The 21,453-nt window shown below is 70.0% G+C and carries 21 protein-coding genes; 4 read left to right on the top strand and 17 right to left on the bottom strand.

Annotation, left to right across the window (positions count from 1 at the left end; genetic code table 11):
* Window positions 1–42: 42 nt before the first annotated feature.
* On the bottom strand, window positions 43–702 hold the full coding sequence (locus H7I41_RS17515; RefSeq protein WP_264013869.1) for a hypothetical protein: 660 nt from the start codon (window positions 700–702) through the stop codon (window positions 43–45).
* Between the two features lie 136 nt (window positions 703–838).
* On the opposite strand from H7I41_RS17515, the gene H7I41_RS17510 reads away from it, so the two are divergent.
* The gene (locus tag H7I41_RS17510) at window positions 839–1,201 is read left to right on the top strand and encodes an XRE family transcriptional regulator (RefSeq protein WP_264013868.1); all 363 of its coding nucleotides are present in this window, start codon (window positions 839–841) and stop codon (window positions 1,199–1,201) included.
* A 44-nt stretch (window positions 1,202–1,245) separates the two neighbouring features.
* Complete coding sequence (locus tag H7I41_RS17505; protein ID WP_264013867.1) at window positions 1,246–1,980, top strand: hypothetical protein; 735 nt, start codon at window positions 1,246–1,248, stop codon at window positions 1,978–1,980.
* 16 nt (window positions 1,981–1,996) lie between these two features.
* Here the strand turns inward: H7I41_RS17505 and lipL are convergent, their stop codons facing one another.
* The 4 genes from lipL to mutA form a co-directional block, all read right to left on the bottom strand.
* Complete coding sequence (gene lipL, locus H7I41_RS17500) at window positions 1,997–3,262, bottom strand: esterase/beta-lactamase LipL (protein WP_264013866.1); 1,266 nt, start codon at window positions 3,260–3,262, stop codon at window positions 1,997–1,999.
* A 74-nt stretch (window positions 3,263–3,336) separates the two neighbouring features.
* The gene (meaB, locus tag H7I41_RS17495) at window positions 3,337–4,314 is read right to left on the bottom strand and encodes a methylmalonyl Co-A mutase-associated GTPase MeaB (RefSeq protein WP_264013865.1); all 978 of its coding nucleotides are present in this window, start codon (window positions 4,312–4,314) and stop codon (window positions 3,337–3,339) included.
* 21 nt (window positions 4,315–4,335) lie between these two features.
* Window positions 4,336–6,609, bottom strand: a complete 2,274-nt coding sequence (scpA, locus tag H7I41_RS17490; protein WP_264013864.1) for a methylmalonyl-CoA mutase — start codon at window positions 6,607–6,609, stop codon at window positions 4,336–4,338.
* A 2-nt stretch (window positions 6,610–6,611) separates the two neighbouring features.
* Window positions 6,612–8,468 carry a methylmalonyl-CoA mutase small subunit gene (mutA, locus tag H7I41_RS17485; RefSeq protein WP_264013888.1) on the bottom strand — a complete coding sequence of 619 codons (1,857 nt, stop codon included), beginning with the start codon at window positions 8,466–8,468 and terminating at the stop codon, window positions 6,612–6,614.
* 138 nt (window positions 8,469–8,606) lie between these two features.
* On the opposite strand from mutA, the gene H7I41_RS17480 reads away from it, so the two are divergent.
* Complete coding sequence (locus H7I41_RS17480; protein ID WP_264013863.1) at window positions 8,607–9,386, top strand: TVP38/TMEM64 family protein; 780 nt, start codon at window positions 8,607–8,609, stop codon at window positions 9,384–9,386.
* 3 nt (window positions 9,387–9,389) lie between these two features.
* On the opposite strand, the gene H7I41_RS17475 is transcribed toward H7I41_RS17480, so the two are convergent.
* The 3 genes from H7I41_RS17475 to H7I41_RS17465 are packed head-to-tail and all read right to left on the bottom strand — an operon-like array spanning window position 9,390 to window position 11,435.
* On the bottom strand, window positions 9,390–9,761 hold the full coding sequence (locus tag H7I41_RS17475) for a DoxX family protein (protein ID WP_264013887.1): 372 nt from the start codon (window positions 9,759–9,761) through the stop codon (window positions 9,390–9,392).
* Complete coding sequence (locus H7I41_RS17470) at window positions 9,761–10,984, bottom strand: SPFH domain-containing protein (protein ID WP_264013862.1); 1,224 nt, start codon at window positions 10,982–10,984, stop codon at window positions 9,761–9,763. Before H7I41_RS17470 ends, H7I41_RS17475 begins: the two co-directional genes overlap by 1 nt.
* A gap of 16 nt (window positions 10,985–11,000) precedes the next feature.
* Window positions 11,001–11,435, bottom strand: coding sequence for an NfeD family protein (locus H7I41_RS17465; RefSeq protein ID WP_264013861.1), 435 nt, complete (start codon window positions 11,433–11,435; stop codon window positions 11,001–11,003).
* Between the two features lie 59 nt (window positions 11,436–11,494).
* On the opposite strand from H7I41_RS17465, the gene H7I41_RS17460 reads away from it, so the two are divergent.
* A complete protein-coding gene (locus tag H7I41_RS17460) occupies window positions 11,495–12,346 on the top strand; it encodes an Rv1486c family protein (RefSeq protein WP_264013860.1) in 852 nt (283 codons plus the stop codon).
* On the opposite strand, the gene H7I41_RS17455 is transcribed toward H7I41_RS17460, so the two are convergent.
* From H7I41_RS17455 to H7I41_RS17415, 9 genes are all read right to left on the bottom strand, one after another.
* The gene (locus tag H7I41_RS17455; protein WP_264013886.1) at window positions 12,318–13,388 is read right to left on the bottom strand and encodes a ferrochelatase; all 1,071 of its coding nucleotides are present in this window, start codon (window positions 13,386–13,388) and stop codon (window positions 12,318–12,320) included. The genes H7I41_RS17460 and H7I41_RS17455 overlap by 29 nt on opposite strands.
* 17 nt (window positions 13,389–13,405) lie before the next feature.
* Window positions 13,406–14,215, bottom strand: a complete 810-nt coding sequence (gene inhA, locus H7I41_RS17450) for an NADH-dependent enoyl-ACP reductase InhA (protein WP_264013859.1) — start codon at window positions 14,213–14,215, stop codon at window positions 13,406–13,408.
* Window positions 14,216–14,262: 47 nt separating this feature from the next.
* Window positions 14,263–15,030, bottom strand: a complete 768-nt coding sequence (gene fabG1, locus H7I41_RS17445; protein ID WP_264013858.1) for a 3-oxoacyl-ACP reductase FabG1 — start codon at window positions 15,028–15,030, stop codon at window positions 14,263–14,265.
* A 73-nt stretch (window positions 15,031–15,103) separates the two neighbouring features.
* Window positions 15,104–16,111, bottom strand: coding sequence for a VWA domain-containing protein (locus tag H7I41_RS17440; RefSeq protein WP_264013857.1), 1,008 nt, complete (start codon window positions 16,109–16,111; stop codon window positions 15,104–15,106).
* Between the two features lie 24 nt (window positions 16,112–16,135).
* The gene (locus H7I41_RS17435; RefSeq protein WP_264013856.1) at window positions 16,136–17,083 is read right to left on the bottom strand and encodes a DUF58 domain-containing protein; all 948 of its coding nucleotides are present in this window, start codon (window positions 17,081–17,083) and stop codon (window positions 16,136–16,138) included.
* The gene (gene moxR1 / locus H7I41_RS17430) at window positions 17,080–18,228 is read right to left on the bottom strand and encodes a chaperone MoxR1 (RefSeq protein ID WP_264013855.1); all 1,149 of its coding nucleotides are present in this window, start codon (window positions 18,226–18,228) and stop codon (window positions 17,080–17,082) included. Before moxR1 ends, H7I41_RS17435 begins: the two co-directional genes overlap by 4 nt.
* 156 nt (window positions 18,229–18,384) lie before the next feature.
* Window positions 18,385–19,053, bottom strand: a complete 669-nt coding sequence (ripB, locus tag H7I41_RS17425; RefSeq protein WP_264013854.1) for an NlpC/P60 family peptidoglycan endopeptidase RipB — start codon at window positions 19,051–19,053, stop codon at window positions 18,385–18,387.
* Window positions 19,054–19,106: 53 nt separating this feature from the next.
* Complete coding sequence (gene ripA, locus H7I41_RS17420; protein WP_264013853.1) at window positions 19,107–20,516, bottom strand: NlpC/P60 family peptidoglycan endopeptidase RipA; 1,410 nt, start codon at window positions 20,514–20,516, stop codon at window positions 19,107–19,109.
* A 229-nt stretch (window positions 20,517–20,745) separates the two neighbouring features.
* Window positions 20,746–21,339, bottom strand: coding sequence for an Rv1476 family membrane protein (locus H7I41_RS17415; RefSeq protein WP_264013852.1), 594 nt, complete (start codon window positions 21,337–21,339; stop codon window positions 20,746–20,748).
* Between the last annotated feature and the right edge of the window lie 114 nt (window positions 21,340–21,453).

Below are 21,453 nucleotides of genomic sequence, written 5' to 3'. Positions count from 1 at the left end.
CCGGTGATGTCCGGATCCGCGCCGATGGAGGCGATTCTAGCGTCAGGCCGCGGCGGTGGCTTCCGAGGTCAGCTCGATGAGCGCGAACGGGAACTGCTCGGTGAGTTCGAGCACCGTCACCCGGTCGAACCGGCTGCTGTCGTACCACCACTCCAGCTGGATGCCGGCGGCCGTGCGGTACAGCCGCAGTTCCAGCGCATGCCCGGCGACGGGCTGCCCCGCCGGAGCCTCGGCGCGCTCACCGAGATCGTTGAAGAACAGCTCCGACGCGGGATGGGCGGACCCGAAGTAGTGCAGGATGCCGTGCCGGATGGTGCGGTGCGGCATCGCCGCGAGTGCGCGGTGCACCGCGCCGACCGCGTCGTCGGCGCTCACCTGACGTTCGGTGGCGCACGTCAGGTCGACCGGTTGCAGCACGGCCCTGCCGTTGCGGGCGACGTCGACGGCGACCACGCCGTGGCCGATGGTGCGGGCGATGGTCCGGCCGAGCGCGGCGAGCAGCAGTTCGTCGGCCGCCAGGCCGAGGCTGCCGGCGGCGCCGTCGAGTTCCATCGTCAGCATGTCGGTGAGCGGCATCGCCAGGCGGGTGGTGGCCTGCGGACTGCCGGGCGCATCGCGGTCCGCGATCCGTAGGCGGATGTTCGCGGGATCGACCGAATCCGTCGAGTTGAGGGCCGAATGGGCGAGATATGGGGCGACCATGCGGACCACGCTACGCCGCGTGTCCCAAATTTGGGAGACCCGTGCCAAAACTGTGACGGCACTGTCAATAAAGGCATTGTCGTCTTATTCTTGGTTGCCACTGCCCAATGTCGGGAACTGCCGCTAAGGTGGACACGTGCCCAGGACTGACGAGAACGGCAGACAGCTGAAGGCGTTGCTCGACTACCTGCTGGACGGCGATGTCGAGGCCAAGGACATCTACGACGCGCTCGGCATCTCGAGCAGCACGTACTACCGCCGCATCAAGGAGCAGGACTACCCCGACGCCGAGGAGCTGCGCAGAGTCTCCGACCGGTTCGCCCTGAGCTATCCGGACCTGCAGATCCGGTTCGGGCTGATGAGCCGCCAAGAGGTGTGGAGCTACATCGAGTCCGCCCCGTTCTCGGTGACGACGGCGGTAACCGAGGCGACCAGGACCGAGGCCCGGCCGATCAAATTGTCGGAAATGGCGCCGCGCCCGGACGCACCGCCGCTCTAAGCCGTACAATTTGCTGGACGATCCCCAGCCCGGAAAGCGGTTCCATGGCCCTCGCAACGCTGATCGCGATCACACTCCTGTGTATCGCGTGGAGCCTGTGGATCCGCCGTGTCACCTGGGGCTGCCGGTGGGAGGTCGCGGCCACCCTCAACATCGCTTTGCAGGGCATGGCGGTGTTCCTCATGTCGCCGTTCGCGTCCGAGACCGTCGGCCACTGGCTCTACGCGCTGACCGGCAAGTGGAACCTCGAGGACTACATCGGCCACGACTGCTACATCGTGGCCGCCTCGGCGATCGTCTACAACGCGCTCGGCCGCCTCGCCGACGATCACGCGATGCAGGTGTCGTTCAAGCAGTACGTGGAGCGGCCCGCGACGCTGTGCATCCCGCTGCTGCTGGCCACGTTCTCCATCGGCAACGGCGCGGCCATCTACCGGCCCGACTTCTTCGACGTGCCGACCGACTTCTGGCTCAGCCTGTACTGGCTGCTGCTCTGCGGGACACTGATCTACCTGCTGGCGTACGGGTCGCGGGCGCTGCTGATCCTGCGCAAGGACCCGCGGTCGCGCCGGATCGCCAACGTCTACCTGGCGGCGTCGGCCAGCGGGATCATCGCCTGCATCGTCCGCATCACCACCGCCTTCGTGCCCAGCCTGCAGGCCGTCGAGGGCGGCACGCTGGTGTGGATCTTCGCCTGTGGATGCGGCGCCGGGTTCGCGCTGGCCTCGGCGCACTCCTGGCGCATCAGAACCAAGTGGTTCACCCCCGCCGACCGCTGAGGTTGGGCGTCCGCTACTAGCCGGTCGCCGTCTCGGCCACGGCGAACGACGAACCGAAGTCCTGCACCGGCTGGTAGCCGCGCCGGCCTGCGCGCGCCGCGTCACGCCGGATCAGCACGTTGAGGCCGGCGAACGACCCCATGTCCAGCAGCATCGGTGTCAGCAGGCGGTTGTGCACGAAGCCGATCGCCAGACCGCTCTCCGGGTCCGCCCATCCCAGTGATCCGCCGAGGCCGACGTGGCCGAAGCCGCGCATCACCCCGAACGGCAGCGAGTGGTAACCCAGGTGGAACGCCAGCGGCACCATGATGTTGCGGTCCGGACGCAGATCCGGCTCGCCCGTCAGGGCCGCCGTGGTCTCGGTGGACAGGAAGCGGGCGCCGTCGATCGACCCGCCGTTGGCGATCGCGCCGTACATCCGGGCCAGCCCGCGGGCGGTGGCGACGCCGTTGGCCGCGGGGATCTCCGCGTCGAGGAACGGGATGTCTCCCTGCACGACGGCTTTCATGCCGGGGAAGTACAGCGACCCGAAGCCGCCGGAGAACTGCAGCTTGGCCACCTTGGGCGCGACGAAGTTGAACACCGGGTTGGCGATCCGGTTCTGCGGCACCAGGATCTGCGCGACGCGGGTGGCCGAGCCCGCGGGAGGGCGGCCCAGGTGCAGGCCGTCGGTGCCGAGCGGCTCCGCCAGCTCCGTGCGGATGAGGTCGCCCATCCCCTGGCCGGTGACCGCGCGGGCCAGGCCCGACATCAGCCACCCGTAGGTGAGCGCGTGGTAGGCCGAGTGTCCGTAGAGCAGCCGGTTGACCGGGGCGTCGGCCAGCCGTTGCTCCATTGCGAGATGGTCGAGCAGGTCGACCCTGCCGACGCCGTTGAGTTGTGACAACCCGGCCCGGTGGCGCATCACGTCCCGCACGGTGATGTGCGACTTGCCGTTGGCGCCGAAGTCGGGCCAGTACTCGGCGACGGGCATGTCGTAGTCGATCAGGCCGCGGTCGACGAGGCGGTGGATCACCGTCGAGGCCATGCCCTTGGTCGCGGAGAACACCATGGCGCCGGTGTCGGCCGTCCAGTACTGGGTGCCGCGGCGGTCGGAGTACCCGGTCCACACGTCGACCACCGGCTCGCCGTGCAGGTAGATCGACAGCGCCCCGCCGCCGAACCGCCTGCCGGGGAACAGCTGGGAGAAACCGCGCAGGGTGCAGGCGAAATTCCGGTCCGCCGCGCCCTGAACGCCGTGCGGGAGCGCTGCGTTGCGATCCCGTTTGGGTACGTCCGTCACAGAATTGAATTTACTCGCACCCCCGGCAAATAAACCAGGCGTTACCGAGTCGTTAACCAGCGAATTCTTCGCCGTCACCACCCGGCGGCGTCGAGGATCTCCTGTGCCGCCAGCGCGGGGGTGAGCTCGCCGTCGCGCACCCGGCGCTCGATCTCCCTGCGGCCCGCCTTCACGTCGGGGTGCGACAGCACGCGGTCGAGCACGGTGTCGCGCACCATGGCCCAGGTCCACTCGACCTGCTGGGTGCGGCGTTTCGCGTCGAACTCGCCGGCCTCGGTGAGCACCCGGCGGTGTTCGAGCACGGTGTCCCACAGCTCGGTCAGCCCGGCGCCCGTCAGTGCGCTCATCGTGAGAACCGGTGGCCGCCATAGCGTTTCGCGCGGATAGATCAGCCGGATCGCACCGGCGAGCTCACGTGCGGCGGCCTTGGCCTCGACGGCGTGGTCACCGTCGGCCTTGTTCACCACCACGACGTCGGCGAGTTCGAGCACGCCCTTCTTGATGCCCTGGAGCTGATCGCCGGTGCGGGCCAGGGTCAGGAAAACGAAGGTGTCGACCATGTTGGCCACCGTCACCTCCGACTGGCCCACCCCGACGGTCTCCACCAGGATGACGTCGAAGCCGGCCGCCTCGAGCAGCACGATCGTCTCGCGCGTCGCCTTGGCGACCCCGCCGAGGGTGCCCGAGGTCGGCGACGGCCTGATGTACGCCTCGGGATGCACGGCCAGCTTCGCCATCCGGGTCTTGTCGCCGAGGATCGAGCCGCCGGTACGGGTGGACGACGGGTCGACGGCCAGCACCGCGACGCGGTGTCCCTGTTCGATCAGGTGCATGCCGAGCGCCTCGATGGTCGTCGACTTCCCCACCCCCGGCACGCCGGTGATCCCGACGTGCAGTGCATTGCCCGCTTCTGCCATCAGCTCCAGCAGCAGTTCCTGCGCCCGTCGGCGGTGGTCGGCGCGCGTCGACTCGACGAGTGTGATGGCCCGCGCGAGCGCTGACCGGTCGCCGCTGCGGACGGCGTTGGCGAGGTCCTCGGGACTGGTGCTCATCGAGCCGATGGTGGTCGGGCCCTAGCCGAGTTCGTAGCCCAGCCGCTCGGCCAGCTTCTGCAGCAGGCCGATGGCCGCGTCGGCGATGACGGTGCCGGGCGGGAAGATCGCGGTCGCGCCCGCCGCGTAGAGCTCGTCGAAGTCGCCGGGTGGGATGACGCCACCCACGACGACCATGATGTCCGGACGGCCCACCTCGGCCAGCGCGTCCCGCAGCGCGGGCACCAGGGTGAGGTGCCCGGCGGCCAGCGAGGACACCCCGACGACGTGCACGTCGTTGTCGGCGGCCTGGCGGGCCACCTCGTCCGGGGTGGAGAACAGCGAGCCGACGTCGACGTCGAAACCGATGTCGGCGAACGCCGTGGCGATGACCTTCTGCCCCCGGTCGTGACCGTCCTGGCCCATCTTGGCCACCAGGATGCGCGGCCGGCGGCCGTCGGCGTCGGCGAATTTCTCCACCAACTCGGTGGCAGAGGAATAAGGGCTGATGTTTCCGCCTCCTCCCGAGACCTCGTCACGGTAGACCCCGGAGATCGTCCGGATCTCGGCCTGGTGGCGGCCGTACACCTTCTCCAGCGCGTCGGAGATCTCGCCGACGGTGGCCTTGGCGCGCGCGGCGTTGATCGCCAGCGCCAGCAGGTTGTTGCCCAGGCCGTCCTCCCCTGCGGGCCCATGTTCACCCGCAGCGCGGGTCAGGTCGGCGAGCGCGGCCTCGACCGCCGCCGGATCCCGATCGGCCCGCAGCTGTTCGAGTTTGGCCAGCTGCTCGGCGCGCACCCGGCTGTTCTCGACCTTGAGCACCTCGATCTCGTGGTCCTCTTCGACCTGGTACTTGTTCACCCCGATCACCGGTTGCGCCCCGGAGTCGATGCGGGCCTGCGTGCGGGCGGCCGCCTCCTCGATGCGCAGCTTTGGGATGCCGTCGTCGATGGCCTGAGCCATGCCTCCGTGCTCGGCCACCTCACGGATGTGGGCGCGGGCCTTCTCGGCGAGCTGGTGGGTCAGCCACTCGACGTAGTACGAGCCGCCCCACGGGTCGATCGGGCGGGTGGTGCCGGACTCCTGCTGCAGCACCAGCTGGGTGTTGCGGGCGATGCGCGCGGAGAAATCGGTGGGCAGCGCCAGCGCCTCGTCGAGCGCGTTGGTGTGCAACGACTGGGTGTGGCCCTGCGTCGCGGCCATCGCCTCGATGCAGGTGCGGGCGACGTTGTTGAACGCGTCCTGCGCGGTCAGCGACCAGCCGGAGGTCTGCGAATGCGTGCGCAGCGAGAGCGACTTCTCGTTGCGCGGCTCGAACTGTGAGACCAGCTCGCTCCACAGCAGCCGGCCGGCCCGCAGCTTGGCGACCTCCATGAAGAAGTTCATGCCGATGCCCCAGAAGAAGGACAGCCGGGGCGCGAACTTGTCGATCGACAGCCCGGCGTCGAGCCCGGCCTTGATGTACTCCACCCCGTCGGCGAGCGTGTAGGCGAGCTCGAGATCGGCTGTGGCCCCGGCCTCCTGGATGTGGTAGCCGGAGATCGAGATCGAGTTGTACTTCGGCATCTTGGTGCTGGTGTAGCCGAAGATGTCGGAGATGATCCGCATCGACGCCTTGGGCGGATAGATGTAGGTGTTGCGGACCATGAACTCTTTGAGGATGTCGTTCTGGATGGTCCCCGCCAGCTTCTCCGGCGGTACCCCCTGCTCCTCCGCGGCGGCGACGTACAACGCCAGGATCGGCAGCACCGCGCCGTTCATCGTCATCGACACCGAGACCTGTGACAGGTCGATGCCGTCGAACAGCTGGCGCATGTCGAGGATGGAATCGATGGCGACACCGGCCATTCCGACGTCACCCTGCACGCGCGGATGGTCGGAGTCGTACCCGCGGTGGGTGGCCAGGTCGAAGGCCACCGACAGGCCCTTCTGGCCTGCGGCGAGGTTGCGCCGGTAGAACGCGTTGGACTCCGCGGCGGTGGAGAAGCCGGCGTACTGACGGATGGTCCACGGCTGGTTGACGTACATCGTCGGGTACGGGCCGCGGACGAACGGGGCGGCGCCGGGGAACGAGTCGAGCGGATATCCCGCGGCGACGGCCTCGTCGCGGTCGGCCGCGATGTAGACCGGCTTGACCTCGATGCCCTCCGGTGTCAGCCAGTCGAGTTGCTCCGGGGTGTAGCCGTGCGCGGCGGCGGCCGCGCCGACGTGCTCCTCGACCGCCGCGGCGGTGGGCTCCTCGCCGCTGCGCTCACCGCGCAACGGCACGTCCGCGAAGCTGCCGATACCCTTGCCGACGTTCGTGGTCGCAGTCATGTTCAGGCCCCCAATCTGCCGAGCAGGTCCGACAGTGCGCCGACCGCATCGATTTTCGCGGTGAGGAAGTCGTCGGGTTTCGGGTCCGCCTCCGCGACGGCCTTCTCCGGCCCGGCCAGGTACACCCGGGATATCCCGGCCTCGCGGGCAGCGCTCACCACGCCCGCCGCCTCTGCGGCGTAGCGGCTGTCGGTGCCACAGATCACCGCGATGTCCGGCGCACCCGCATCGGCGACGGCGTGGGCCACCCCGGCGGCGTCCAGCGGACCGGGATTGACGGCCTCGATGCCGCCGGAGGCCAGCAGGTTCACCGCGAACGTCGCGCGGATGTTGTGTTCGGCCAGCGGACCGATCGGCAGCAGCAGCACCCTCGGCCGCGCACCGGTGCGATCGAGGAACGCGTCGGAACGGTCGCGCAGCTTCTCGAACCCGGCGGCGTAGGGAGCCACGGCGGTGAACGAATCGCCCTGCGGCAGTGACGGTTCCGCGAGGTTCGGATACTCGTTGACGCCGGTGACCGCCGTGCGCCGGTGCGCGATGTCGTCCTGGCGGCGGGCCGCCACCTCAGCGATGCCGGCGGTGACGACGTCGCGGGCGGCCGCGAACCCGCCGCTCGCCTCGATTTCCTGGAAGTGCCGCCACGCCTGTTCGGCCAGCTGCTCGGTGAGGTCCTCGACGAACCACGATCCGCCTGCGGGGTCGAGCACGCGGCCCAGATGCGACTCCTCGAGCAGCAGCAGCTGGGTGTTGCGGGCGATCCTGCGGGCGAAGCTGCGCGACGTCCCGGGGAAGCCTTCGGGGATCGCGACGTCGAAGGGCTGCACGAGCACCGTGTCGGCGCCGCCCACCCCGGCCGAGAACGCCGCCAGTGTGGTGCGCAACATGTTCACCCAGGGGTCGCGGCGGGTCATCATCGGCAGCGAGGTGACCACGTGCACGGTCGCGTCGCCGGCGTCGGGCGCACCCACCACCTCCGCGACCCGGGCCCACAGCCGGCGGGCGGCGCGCAGCTTGGCGATCGTCATGAACTGGTCGTCGTCGGCGGCGTAGCGGAAGCTGATCTGCGCCACGGCGTCCGGCGCCGCGACACCCGCATCGCCGAGGAGCCGCAGATAGTCGACGCCGGCGGCCACCGCGCCCGCCAGCTCCCACGACACGTTGGCGCCGAGGTTGTGCAGGGCGGGACCGTCGACGGTGATCGCGCGCACGCCGCCGTCGAACTCCGTCAGGCCCGCCGCCGTGGTGAGCACGTCGCCCACCTCGGGCGAGGGCCGCCCGCTCAGCGCCGCCGTCAGTGGGTCGGCCCCGAGATCGACCGACAGCCGGCTCCGCTGGTCGGCGTCGAGGCTACCGAGCAGCGGCACGATGGCCGCGGCGGCCGCGGTGAACTCGGCACCGGCGTCGAGAATCACCGGCACCAGGTCGAGGAAGACGCCGTCGAGCAGCCGGTCCAGTTCCGCGGCGGCGATCCCGTCGGGGTCGCCGATCCGAAGCGCCAGCGCGCTGACCCCTTCGGTGAGGGCCACCAGCACCGACCCGTTCACCTCGCCGACCGCGGCAGGCGCGGCGGGGAACGCCTCGGCGACGCGCCAGCCGGCCTTGACGTCGCGCCGCGCGTCGGCGCCACGGACGTACGGCCACCGGCCGGGAAGCGGATGCTCGGGCAGTGCATCGTCGCCGGTGTAGAGCGCGCGGATGACGAAGTCCTCGTAGGTGGGCGAATCGAGCAGCCGTTCCGGTTCGACGGGCAGGTCCGCGGGATCGCGCCGGGTGCTCTTGGCAAGCACCCCGGCGACCGCGCTGCGCCACTGCTCGCGGTCGGCTTCGACCGCACTCGACCCCTGCACGGACACCGGCATCTCCTGTTGTCGCAGCGTGTGAGCTTCCACCCGTCCATCAGGCTAAATGATCGCCGTCACGGTGATGCGCCCCGGTCGGCCGGTTCGGCAGGCGCGCCGGGCGCCGGGCGTCGGTGCCGGCCCGTAGTCTGGAAAACCGTGAACCCCGTCGTCAGCACCGTGCGCCGACTGCGCGCCGCGCTGATCGCGACGGCCGCGCAGGTGCCCCCGCGCCGCTTCCTGGCCGTCGTGCTGGGAAGTGTGATTCTCGTCGCAGCCGCGCTCGTCGTCCCGATGCCGACCGCGGTGCAACTGCGGGACTGGGCCACCTCGGTCGGGCCGTGGTTCCCGCTGGCGTTCCTGACCGCCCACATCGTGCTCACGATCCTGCCGTTTCCCCGCACGGCGTTCACGCTCGCCGCGGGACTGCTGTTCGGTCCGGCGCTCGGCGTCACGCTGGCCGTGGTGGCCAGCACCGTCAGCGCGGTGATCGCGCTGCTGCTGGTGCGCGCGGCGGGGCTGCAGCTCAACCGGTTGTTCCCGCATCCGCGGGTGGACGCCCTGGACACCCGGCTGCGGCAGCGCGGCTGGCCGGTGGTGATGTCGATGCGGATGATCCCGGCGGTGCCGTTCTCGGTGCTCAACTACGCCGCGGGCGCGTCGACGGTCCGGGTGTGGCCCTACACGTGGGCGACGCTGGCCGGGCTGCTGCCCGGTACGGCCGCGGTGGTGATCCTCGGCGACGCGCTCACCGGGCGCGTCGATCCGCTGCTGGTGGTGGTGTCGGTGGTGACGGCGGCCGTCGGGATGGTGGGGCTGCTCTACGAGGTGCGCCAGCACCGCTCACCCGTCGCCGACGACGTGGCCGAGGACGTGGCCGAGGACGAGGACGAGGACGAGGACGAGCCGAGCGTCGAAGTGACCCCCACCGCACGCTGACGCTCAGCGGCGGTCGTCGACCCGTCGCGGACCGCGGACGGCCATCACGGTGTGCAGCAGCAGGAACGTGGCCGCGGGCAGCGTGTTGACCGCCTTGTCCCGGATCCGCAGGTGCGCCCCGACCGCGAGGACGAAGTACACCGCCAGCATCGCGCTGGTCAGCCGGGCCAGCCGCGGGTAGCGGGGCGCCGAGAGCAGCCCGACCGCCGAGGCCGCCTTGGCCGTCGGCAACACCCACCGGATCCGGTCCGGTACGCCGTAGCTGTCGAGCGCCTTCGCGATCTGCGGCAACGGGATGCCACACGCCACCGCGTCGCCGGCCTGGAACGCGGCGAGAGCCACGTACGCGCGTGGCGCGGTGAGCGTGTCGGCGATCACTCCGGGCTGCCTGCGTGCCGTCCGAACGTCGGCGGCAGCGAGTCCTGCTGCTGCTGTGACAGCGGCGGGTACTGCATCGGCTCGGGCTCCGGCGGCGCCGACGGAATTGCGGACTGCACCGGCGTGCGGGCCTCGGCCTCGGCCTTCGCCACGGCCCGCACGATCTCGGGGTCGGTCTGGGTGGTGAACCACTCCGCGACCTCGTCGGTGTCGTCCTCGGGTTTGGGCAGGTTCTCCTCCACCGGCGACGGCTGGTAGCGGAAGACGCCGTCCTCCCCCGGCGCGCCGAGCATCTTGGTGAAGCCCTGCAGCGCCGAGCCGAAATCGCTGGGCACCAGCCACACCTTGTTCGCCTCGCCCTTGGCCATCTGCGGCAGCGTCTGCAGGTACTGGTAGGCCAGCATCTCCGGGGTGGGCCTGCCGGCCTTGATGGCGGCGAACGTCTTCTCGATCGCCTTCGCCTGGCCCTGGGCCACCAGGTACTGGGCCGCCCGCTCGCCCTGGGCGCGCAGCATCCGCGACTGCCGGTCGGCCTCGGCCGCGAGCACGGCGGCCTGCTTGGCTCCCTCGGCGGCGAGGATCTGCGCCTGCTTCTGGCCCTCGGCCTGCATGATCGCCGCCGCGCGGCTGCCCTCGGCGGTCAGGATCATCGCGCGCTTCTCCCGGTCGGCGCGCATCTGCTTCTCCATCGAGTCCTGGATGGACGGCGGCGGGTCGATGGATCGCAGCTCGACCCGGGCCACGCGCAGGCCCCAGCGGCCGGTCGCCTCGTCCAGCACTCCGCGCAGCTGTCCGTTGATCTTGTCGCGTGAGGTGAGCGTCTGCTCGAGCGTCATTCCGCCGACCACGTTGCGCAGCGTCGTGGTGGTCAGCTGCTCGACGCCGACGATGTAGTTGCTGATCTGGTAGACCGCGGCCTGTGGATTGGTCACCTGGAAGTACACGACGGTGTCGATGTTGACCGTCAGGTTGTCCTCGGTGATGACCGGCTGCGGCGGGAAGGACACCACGCGCTCGCGCAGGTCCACCCGGGCGCGGATCTTGTCGATGAACGGGATGAGCAGCGTGAGCTGACCGGACACGGTCTTGCTGTAGCGGCCGAGGCGTTCGATCACCGCCGCCTCGGCCTGCGGGATCAGCGCCACCGACTTGGCGACGACGATCGCCGCGAACACGACCAGCACGATCAGAAAGACGAGGCCGGCTACGGCACCATCCATGACGAGTCCCTCCTGCTTAGGGGTTCTTCCAGACGACGGCGGTGGCGCCGTCGATGTGCATGACGGTGACGTTGTCGCCCGGCTCGTACACATCGTTGTCGTTCAGCGGGCGCGCCGTCCAGACCTCGCCCTCGAGTTTCACCTGACCTTCGTGGCGTGCCACCCGGTCGAGCACCAGCGCCTGCTTGCCCTCGAGCGCCTTCGCGGGTTCGGGCAGTCCCTTGCCTGCGGACAAGCGGCGGCGCAGCGCCGGCCGGACCGACGCCAGGAGCAGCACCGACACCACCAGGAACACCGCGCCGTCGGCCCAGATCGGCCAGTCCAGCAGCCAGCTCGAGCCGGCGGCGGCGAGCGCCCCGCCCGCGAGCATCAGCAGGAACAGGTCGCCGGTCAGCGCCTCGGCCCCGGCCAGTACCAGGGCCAGGATCACCCAGATCAATGGAAGGGGCACGCGGTCACCCTATCGCGTAACCGACCCGCACAGCGCTGAACAATTACACTGCGAGCATCATGTGGTGTCCCAGTGCAACGCTCGCGGCGTGGGCCAACGCCTGGCTCTCAGGTGCCGCCGCGCCCGACGATGTCCTCGACTCGCTATCCCTGTGGGCGCCAAGACATTCGGTGACCGCCTACGATTCGGTCGCAGCCGGCGCCACCGGCCTGCCGTGGCCGGACCTCAACGATTCGGGTGCGGTCTCGCTGCTGCAGACGCTGCGCACCGCCGCAGGCCCGGCGCGCACCGGCCCGGCGCTCGGCATCGCGCTGCCGGTGCCCGGCGACGTGCGCGGCCTGCCCGCGGGCACGCAGTTCCAGCGTGACGCCGTCACCTCCGGCGAGGCGGTGCTGGTCACCGATTCCCGCGACCCCTCCGCGGTGGTGGGGCTGGTGCCGGAATTCGAATACGACGAGGGCTTCGACGATTCGGACTTCGATCCCGAACCGACCGCGCTGGCCTGGACGGTGTACTCGGTGCCCGGCGCGCCCGGCTCCGAGTACGTCGAGCTCGGCGAGGCCGAGTACGCGTTGCGTTCTGCCGTGCGTTCGGCGGCCGACGCCCTGGGTGCGCTGCGCGCGGGCGCGGCCGGGGCCGACATCGACGACCCCCGTGGACTGGTCGAGGACGTGCTGGAGTCCTCGCGGGTGCACCGGGCGCCCGACCATGCACCGCCGCGGGCACTTCGGGTGCTGGAGAACGCCGCGCACGTCGACGCGATCATCACCGTCAGCTCCGGCCTGATGCCGATCGGGCTGCAGACGTCCTCGGAGGTGCAGATCGCCAGCGATGCGCTGCGGCCGTTGGGTCAGGTGGTCCGGCGGGCGCGCGTCGCCGCGCTCAGCGCGATCCTCTACTCGGCGTGGTGACGATCGTCGCCAGACACCGCGGCGACACCGGGCAGACCTCACCGTTGACGCTGTGACCACAGCCCGGCGCGGGATCCGGTCCCGACTGCCGGGCGGGATCTGCGCCGGTGCGCAGTTCGTCGATGAGATCGGCGGCCAGCCGGGCGAATCGGCGGTCGGCGTTGGGTGTCGTCGTGCGCGCCAGCACGACGCCCGCCTCGTCGGCTTGTTCGCGCAGCTCGTTGTCGAGATCCCACACCACCTCGATGTGGTCGGCGACGAAGCCGATCGGGCAGACGATGACGGCCCTGGTGCCCGCCTCGACCAGCGTCGCCAGGTGGTCGCCGACATCGGGCTCGAGCCAAGGGATCTGCGGCGGGCCGGATCGCGACTGCCAGACCAGGTCGTAGCCCGCGCCGTCGCCGTAGCCCGCGGCGGCGGCCACCAGCCGCGCCGCGTAGGCGACCTGCCTGCTGTACAGATTCGGGCCGTGCCGCTCGTCGGCGGCGACCGGGATGGAGTGCGCGGTGAACACCAGTCGCGCGTCGTCACGCAGGTCGGGTGCCAGCGTGGCGGCCGCGGCCGCGATCGCGTCGGCGAACATCTCGACGAACAGCGGGTGGTCGAAGTAGTGCCGCAGCTTGACCAGCTCGGGAGCCCTTTCACCGGCGGCCGCGCGGCCGCGGGCGACGTCCTCGATGTACTGGGTGCAGCTCGAGTACCCGCCCCACGCGGAGGTAGTGAACACCGCGGCGCGGCGAACTCCGTTGTCCCGCATGGCCGTCACGGTGTCCTCGACGTAGGGCTCCCAGTTGCGGTTACCGAAGTAGACCGGCAGCGGGTTGCCGCGCTCGGCCAGCTCGGTGCGCAACACCTCGATCAGCCGGCGGTTGATGCCGTTGATCGGCGACACGCCGCCGAAGTGCTGGTAGTGCTCGGCGACGGCGTCGAGGCGCTCGGGCGGGATGCCACGGCCCCGGGTGACGTTCTCCAGGAAGGGCCGGACCTGCTCGGGGCCCTCCGGTCCGCCGAAGGACAGCAGTAGGACGGCGTCGAAATCCACGAGCTGTGTCACCCCGGCTACAGCAGCTGGGTGCTGGCGCCACCGTCGGCGTAGACGATGGTGCCGGTGGTGGCGGGCAGCCAGTCCGACAGCAGTGCGCAGACCGTCTTCGCCACGGGCGTCGGGTCTTTCATGTTCCAGCCCAGCGGCGCCCGCTGATCCCAGCCCTCCTCGAGCAGCTGCATCTGGGCGCCGGCTTCGTCACCGAGGGCGCCACCGACGATGGCGCTCATGGCCAGCGTCCGGATCGGACCGGCGGCAACGAGATTCGACCGAACCCCGAACGGGCCCGCCTCACGCGCGACGAACCGGTTCACCGATTCCAGCGCGCTCTTGGCGACCGTCATCCAGTTGTAGGCGGGCATCGCGCGGGTCGGGTCGAAGTCCATGCCTACGATCCCGCCGCCGGAATTCATCACCGGCAGCACCGCTTTGGCGAGCGAGGCGTAGGAGTAGGCCGAGATGTGGATGCCCTTGGCGACGTCCTCGTAGGGCGCGTCGAAGAACGGGTTGACGCCCATGCCGGTCTGAGGCATGAAGCCGATCGAGTGCACCACGCCGTCGAGCTTGTTGCCGGCGCCGATGACCTCGGTGATCCGGTCGGCGAGCGTGTCGAGGTGCTTCTCGTCCTGCACGTCGAGCTCGAGCAGCGGCGGCTTGGCCGGCAGCCGGTCGAGGATGCGCTCGATCAGCCGCAGGCGGTTGAAGCCGGTGCAGACGACCTCCGCGCCGGCCTCCTGCGCCACCTTGGCGATGTGGAACGCGATGGATGAGTCGGTGATGATCCCCGTGACGAGGATGCGCTTGCCTTCGAGCAGACCTGTCATTGTGCTGACTCCTTCTTCAAAGTTCGTGGTGGGCGGGAGCGGGTGGCTCAGTGGCCCATGCCCATTCCGCCGTCGACCGGGATCACCGCACCGGCGATGTAGCCCGCGTCCTCGGACGCCAGGAAGCTGACCGCGCCGGCGACGTCCTCGGCGGTGCCGACCCGCTTCGCCGGGATGAACTGCAGCGCCCCCTCCTGGATCCGCTCGTCCAGCGCGCGGGTCATCTCGGTGTCGATGTAGCCGGGTGCGACCACGTTCGCGGTGACGCCTGCCTTGGACAGTTCCCGGGAGATCGAGCGTGCCATCCCGATCAGGCCCGCCTTGGCCGCCGCGTAGTTGGCCTGGTTGCCGATCCCCCACATGCCCGACACCGAACCGATGAAGATGATCCGGCCGAAGCGTTTGCGCTGCATGCTGCGCGAGGCGCGCTGAGCCACCCGGAACGCCCCGGTGAGGTTCGCGTTGATGACGTTCTCGAAGCGCTCCTCGGTCATCCGCATCAGGAACGCGTCCTGGGAGATGCCGGCGTTGGAGACCAGCACCTCGACCGGGCCCTGGTGTTCCTCGACCTCTTTGAACGCGCGATCGACGGCCTCGTTGTCGGTGACGTCACAGACGACGCCGAACAGGCCCTCGGGGGCGCCGGAGCCGCGGTGGGTCACGGCCACCTTGTGGCCGTCGGCGGCCAGCCGTTGCGCGATGGCCAGTCCGATGCCGCGGTTACCGCCGGTGACCAGCACCGAACGCGAGACGAAGGACGGGCGGCCCCCGGCGGCCTCGGCGCCGGCCTGCGCGGGATTGTCGGTCACAGTCATGACGGCCAACTTAACGCCTCGCCGCCACCAGCCAGAAATCGCCCGAAGGCGTCACACGGACGCACCGCGGCGCCTAGTTCGGCAGTCGGCGGTTGATCAGCAGCGCCGCCAGTGCCGCCACGGCCAGCAGCAGCGCGCCCAGCCGCAGCCAGCCGACACTCGCGTCGCCCTTGATCGTCTCGTAGCCGATCTGCTGCTGCAGGTTGCTGTAGACCTCGCGCAGCTGTTCGAGCGTCGAGGCGGTGTAGGCCTCCCCGCCGGACAGGTCGGCGATCCGCTCGAGCATCTCGTCGTCGACCGGGACCGGCTGGCGCTGCTCGTTGATCTCGACGTAGCCGTAGGGGGTGCCGAAGGAGATCGTCGAGATCGGGACGCCCTGGTCCTTGGCGGTGCGCGCCGCTGTGAAGGCGCCCTTGGGATTGTCGGGATTCGACGGCACGGTCTCCTTGCCGTCGGAGAACAGCACGACGCGGGCCGGGGGCGCTTCGTCACCACCGCCGATCACCGCGCCGACGGTGGCGATCGCCTGCAGCGCGGTGAAGATGCCCTCACCGGTCGCCGTGCGGTCGGCGAGCTGCAGCTTGTCGATGGCGTTCTTGGTGGCGTCGCGGTTGGTGGTCGGCGAGACCAGCACCGTCGCGGTGCCCGCGTAGGCGATGAGGCCGAGGTTGATCCCGGGGGTGAGCTCGTCGGCGAACTGCTTGGACGCCTCCTGCGCGGCCGCGAGCCGGCTGGGCGCCACGTCGGTGGCGCGCATCGACTGCGAGACGTCGATCACCAGCATCACCACCGCGCGGTTGCGCGGAATCCGGACGTCCTGGGTGGGACCGGCCATCGCGACGGTCAGCAGCGTCAGCGACAGGATCAGCAGGATCGCGGGCAGGTGCCGCATCCGGCTGGGTCGCGTGGGCGCCACGCTCTCCAGCAGCTCCATGTTGGCGAAGCGCAGGATCCGCTTCTGCCGCGCCGCCTGCACGATGATGTAGAGCGCGACGAGCCCGAGCACCACCAGCAGGAACGCGAAGAACCACGGATGTTTGAAGTCCGAGAGCGTCATCGGACCCAGGAGCGGCAAAGTCATGTACGGCTTGTCATTTCGTCGTGTTTACCGGCCCGCCAGCGCGCCGCGTCGCCGGTTCGCGACGAAGCGGACCACGTCGGCGATCCAGTCCCGGTCGGTGCGCAGGGTGAGCAGCGGCGCGTTGCAGCGGCGCAGCGTCCGGGCGACCTCCGCGCGGTGGGCCGCCGCGGCCTGCTCGAAGTCACTGCGCAGCTGATGGTCGATGGTGAATTCGCGGGTGACGCCGGTCTCGGTGTCCTGCAGGATCACGTCACCCACCTCGGGCAGTTCGACGTCGCGCGGGTCGAGCACTTCGATGCCGAGCACCTCGTGGCGGCCCGCGATGGCCCGCAGCGGCCGCATCCAGTCGATCGGGCCGAGGAAGTCACTGATGATCACGGCCATCCCCCGCCGCCGTTCCGGACGGCGCAGCGCGTCGATCGAGGCGGCCAGGTCGCCGCGCACACCGACCGGCGCCCGCGGCGTGGTCGCGATCGCCCGCAGCAGCTCCTGCTCGTGGATGCGGCCCGACAGGGCCGGCACCCGGCGCACGGTGTCGCCGTTGGAGATGACGGCGCCAAGCCGGTTGCCGCCGCCACTGTTGAGGAACGCGATGGCGGCCGCGGCGGCGACGGCGAGATCGCGCTTCTCGCAACGGGCCGTGCCGAAGTCGAGGCTGGCGGACACGTCCACCACCAGCCACGTCTCCAGCTCGCGGTCGGCGATCATCTGCCGGACGTGCGGCGCGTTGGTGCGGGCGGTCACCGACCAGTCCATCCGGCGCACGTCGTCGCCGGGCTGGTAGACCCGCGATTCGCCCGGCTCGGAGCCGGGTCCCGGGATCAGCCCGAGATGGTCGCCGTGCAGCACCCCGTCGAGCTTGCGCCGGACGGTCAGCTCGAGCTTGCGCAGCGCCGCCGACAGCGCGGGATCGCGGATCTGGCCCCGCTGCAGGGACGGCGGGTCGACCGAACGGCCTTCGTCGCCGGTCACCGACCGCTGGCCGCTGCGGCGGGTACGGCAGTCGGCACCGAATGGCCTTGCTGCGGAATGGCGTTCACCTGGGGCAGCGCCACGGTCTGCATGATGCGGTTGATCACCGTCTCGGCGGAGACCTCGTCGGCGAGCGCGTCGTAGGTCAGCACGAGGCGGTGCCGCAGCACGTCGGGGATGACCTCGACGACGTCCTGCGGGACGACGTAGTCGCGACCGCGGATCAGCGCGAGTGCCCGCGACGCGGCGATGATGCCCAGCGATGCGCGCGGCGAGGCGCCGTAGGCGATCCAGGCCTTGGCGTCGGGCATGCCGAACTTCTCCGGCTCACGGGTGGCGGTGACGATCCGCACGACGTAGTCGACCAGCGCGTGGTGCACGAAGGTGTTGGCGGCCACGTCCTGCAGGCGGATCAGGTCACCGGGGTTGAGGATCTGCTTGGGCTCCGGGGGCTTCACGCCCATCCGGTAGATGATCTCCCGCTCTTCCTCCGGCGTGGGGTAGTCGATGTTCAGCTTGAACAGGAACCGGTCGCGCTGCGCCTCGGGCAGTGCGTAGACGCCCTCCTGCTCGATGGGGTTCTGCGTGGCCATCACCAGGAACGGGTTGGGCAGCGGGAAGGTCTTGCCGCCGATGGAGATCTTGCGCTCGGCCATCACCTCGAGCAGCGCGGACTGCACCTTGGCGGGCGCGCGGTTGATCTCGTCGGCCAGCAGGAAGTTCACCACGACGGGGCCGAGTTCGATGTCGAACTCCTCTTTGCCCACGCGGTAGATCCGGGTGCCGACGATGTCGGTGGGCACCAGGTCGGGGGTGAACTGGATGCGCGCGAAGGTGCCGCCGACGACCTTGGCGAAGGTCTCCACCGCGAGGGTCTTGGCGACGCCGGGAACACCCTCGAGCAACACGTGACCCTTGGCGAGCAGACCGACGAGCATCCGCTCGACGAGCCGGTCCTGGCCGACGATGATCCGCTTGACCTCGAAGATGGCCCGTTCCAGCGTGTGCACCTCGCCCTGGAGGCCGCCGTTGTGTCCGGGCGGCGCGGGGGGCTGGGTTCCGGTCGGGGCGGGAGCGTAACCCTGCGCCGGGGCCGAGCCGGGGTGCGCTCCGGCGCCCTGCGGCGGACCACTCGGTGACGTCATCAAGATCCTCCCAATGTGCTGTCTGGTCACGACGCCGTTCTCACTGCGTCAACACGCATTCTGCCGGGCCGGTCAGGTGCCCGCCGTCAACTATTCCAGGCAGTCAGGAATCCGTCGACGTCGCCCACGATGCCTCAGGCTGCCCTCAGGTTGCGCTCAGTACTCAATGATCCGCGCGACGTAGGGCTGCAGACCGGATTTGCGCAGCGGGCTCACGGTCACTTTGCCCGCGCTGCCCGACGCCTCGAGCATCTGCCCGCCGCCGAGGTAGATGGCCACGTGCTGGCTGCCTCCGGGCCCCCAGAACAACAGATCGCCCCGCTTGCCCTGGGCCAGCGGCACCTTGCGGCCGGCGTCGTACTGGTCGCCGGAGTACTTCGGGATCAGCACGCCGACCCCGGCGAACGAGAACTGGGTGAATCCCGAGCAGTCGTAGCCGACGGTGTTCGCGCCGGAGTCGATGCCCCGGCTGGGGCCGTTGGGCTTGCCACCGCCCCACGAGTAGGGCACGCCCATCTGGGAGGCGCCGCGGCGGATGACGTACTCGACGGCCTGCGGGCCGCGCACCACGCCGGGCGCGACACCGGCGGGTACGGCGTCCTTCGGTGCCAGTCCGATGTTCTGCAGGAACTTCTTGCCAAGGCCCATGGTGACCTCGGTGGCCTGCGCGGTGGCCGCCAGCGAGGCGTTGGCGATGGCGAGCGGGTCACCGGGCGCGCCGGCGCTGATCAGCTTGGGCAGCGTGGGATCCCACTGGCCGTCGTCGGGCGCGGCGGCGGCGGGCAACGCGAGCCCGAGTGCCAGCGCGAGGGCCGCGATGAACACGGCGAGGCCTTTTGCGCAGCCGAAAGTATTGCGGAAGAACAATTTCACCCGGTTCACCACTCGATGAGGCGCGTCACGTAGGGCGTCATACCGCTCGTCCGGACCGCCGAGACCTTGACATGGGAACCCGTGTAGGGCGCCTCCAGCATCTGGCCGTTGCCGAGGTACATCGCCACGTGCTGGCTGGCGTTGGGTCCGTAGAAGATCATGTCGCCTCGGCGCATCTGCGATGACGGGACCTTTCGGCCCGCGTTGTACTGCGAACCCGAGTAGTGGTCGAGCTTGATGCCGACACCGGCGAAGCCGTACAGCATCAGTCCGGAGCAGTCGAACCCCACGGTGCCCGCACCGGAGTCGATGCCACGGCTCGGGCCGTTGGCGTTGCCGCCGCCCCACGAGTAGGGCACGCCCATCTGCGACCCCATGCGTTTGATGACGTACTCGGTGGCCTGCCTGCCGTAGACGCGCGGGATCGCCCCGTTGGTGTAGCCGGAGGGCGTGGGCAGCAGGCCCATCTTCTGCAGGAAGCCGCGGCCCATCTGCTGGGTGAGCTGAGCCGAGGTCGACCCGATACCGAGCACCGTGTTGATGATCGCGATCGGGTCGCCGCTGACGAACGCGCTGGGGATCGCAGGCAGGGTGGGGTCCCATTGGGTGTCCCAGTTCGCGCCTCCGGGTGCCGCCGCTGCGGCGCGGTCCCAGTTGCCCGCGGGATCGGCGGTCCTGGCGAGCGGGGCGGGCGTGCCCGCGGGCGCCGGACCCGGATTCGCCGCCCTGGCCTGCTCGAGCCGCGCCTGGGCCGCACCGCGCTCGGCGGTGAGCCGGGTCAGCTCCGCCTGCTGCGATCCGAAGGTGCTCTGCGCCTGCGTCAGCGCCGCCACTGCGGCGTCCTGGCTGGTCTGCGCGGCGGTCGCGGCCTCGTCGGCCTTCTGCTTGGCCAGCCGTGCCGCCGACTCCTTGTTCACCTGCTCGGTGCGGGCCCGCTGCAGATTCGCGAGCACCTGCTGCGAACTGGTCGACAGCGCCTGGCCGGTGGCGGCGGTGGAGATGACGTCGGCCGGGTCGGATGCGGTCAGATAGGAGCTCGACGGGCCGTTGACGTAGGTGGCGGCCGCGAAGGTGTCGAAGCGTTGCTGGGCAGCGGCGATGGCGATGTTGGCGTCCTCTATGCCGGTGCGGCTGGCCTCGACGTCGCGCTGGGCAGCGGCGGCCGCGTCGCGGGCGGCCGAGACCTCGACGATCGCCTTGTTGACGCTCTCCTGCTGGGTCTGCACGGCGGCGCCGAGTTCCTGCAGTTCCTGGTCGGCGTTGGCGACCGCGGCCACCAGGCCGGCGACTCCGGCGGCGCCGTTGGGGTCCGCCGCGGCCACCGGGCCGCTCCACAGTGCGGTGGCGAGCAGCATGCCCGCGGCGAGGGGCAGTGCGCAGATCCGGTACGCCGAGGCGCGAGAGAAGGGTCTCATGTCGACTCAGGTCTCCTCGAGATCAAGGATGCGCGGCGATACGCAGTCACAGCGGCACCTCTGATCGCACCAGTCACATCCTGCACAACTGCATCAATAGGCACCGAACGCACCGTACGTCACAATGGACGCCAAAGAAACTTAAGTCACAAATTACAAGCTTGTAATTGAAATAGGCGTGACCGAATTGTGATGTTTGTAATTTGCCGCCGTTAGCGCGGCGACACCATCAAACTTGCGGGACAGCGCTTTCGGCGGTCTTGTCGGCATGAGCGCGTTTGCCGCGTATCTGCAGCAACCGGGTGGCCACGGTCGCCACGAGGACCCCGACGACGAGCACAATGGTCAATGCCGTCCAGGGGAAATCCCCGGTTTCCAACTGGCTGACGAAATTGGCGGACGACTGCACCGGGTCGCCGGTCTTGGCGAGGTCCTGGCCCGCCTCGAGGGTTGCCCGGTCGAAGGTCGTGCTGTACGTGCCGGCGTGGGAGGGGCTGAGGACCAGCACGGTCGAATCCGGGTATGCCTCGCCGACCTCGGTCGCGACGTCGCGCAGCGGGGTGTCGATCGCGGGGTCGCGGTTCATGACGACGATCTTGAGGTCGATGCCGTCGTCGCGGGCGTCGGCGACCACCTGTTGCAGCGCGGCGACCTGCTCCGGCGAGGCGCCGCGGGCACTCACGCCGTCGCCGTCCACGTCGGCGCGGACGATGTCCACGCACGTGGCGGGAGCGCCGGGCTGGGCGGGGTCGACGCCGACGGTGTCACACAGCTCCCGCGGGACGAATGCGGGCAGGAACGGCGGCACGTGCGGTCCGGTCACAGGAGGAAGGTACCCAATCGCTCCGGCGGGCAGGAGCGGAGCGACCCGGGAAAGGATCCGGCGGGCAGGAGCGGGAATCTCCTCCCCCGTGCGTGGGTATCCGTCCGGTGGCAC

The sequence above is a fragment of the [Mycobacterium] manitobense genome (assembly GCF_025821665.1).
Lineage (GTDB): Bacteria > Actinomycetota > Actinomycetes > Mycobacteriales > Mycobacteriaceae > Mycobacterium > Mycobacterium arseniciresistens.
Note: the sequence above shows the minus strand (reverse complement) of the source record. Positions and strands in the feature narration are given on the sequence as shown.

Coding starts and splice junctions, on each gene's coding strand:
- ripA (WP_264013853.1), bottom strand. CDS start 20,516: ATGAGACCCTTCTCTCGCGCCTCGGCGTACCGGATCTGCGCACTGCCC.
- mutA (WP_264013888.1), bottom strand. CDS start 8,468: ATGCCGGTGTCCGTGCAGGGGTCGAGTGCGGTCGAAGCCGACCGCGAG.
- H7I41_RS17460 (WP_264013860.1), top strand. CDS start 11,495: ATGTGGTGTCCCAGTGCAACGCTCGCGGCGTGGGCCAACGCCTGGCTC.
- H7I41_RS17505 (WP_264013867.1), top strand. CDS start 1,246: ATGGCCCTCGCAACGCTGATCGCGATCACACTCCTGTGTATCGCGTGG.
- H7I41_RS17470 (WP_264013862.1), bottom strand. CDS start 10,984: ATGGATGGTGCCGTAGCCGGCCTCGTCTTTCTGATCGTGCTGGTCGTG.
- H7I41_RS17440 (WP_264013857.1), bottom strand. CDS start 16,111: ATGACTTTGCCGCTCCTGGGTCCGATGACGCTCTCGGACTTCAAACAT.
- moxR1 (WP_264013855.1), bottom strand. CDS start 18,228: ATGACGTCACCGAGTGGTCCGCCGCAGGGCGCCGGAGCGCACCCCGGC.
- fabG1 (WP_264013858.1), bottom strand. CDS start 15,030: ATGACTGTGACCGACAATCCCGCGCAGGCCGGCGCCGAGGCCGCCGGG.
- meaB (WP_264013865.1), bottom strand. CDS start 4,314: ATGAGCACCAGTCCCGAGGACCTCGCCAACGCCGTCCGCAGCGGCGAC.
- H7I41_RS17515 (WP_264013869.1), bottom strand. CDS start 702: ATGGTCGCCCCATATCTCGCCCATTCGGCCCTCAACTCGACGGATTCG.
- inhA (WP_264013859.1), bottom strand. CDS start 14,215: ATGACAGGTCTGCTCGAAGGCAAGCGCATCCTCGTCACGGGGATCATC.
- scpA (WP_264013864.1), bottom strand. CDS start 6,609: ATGACTGCGACCACGAACGTCGGCAAGGGTATCGGCAGCTTCGCGGAC.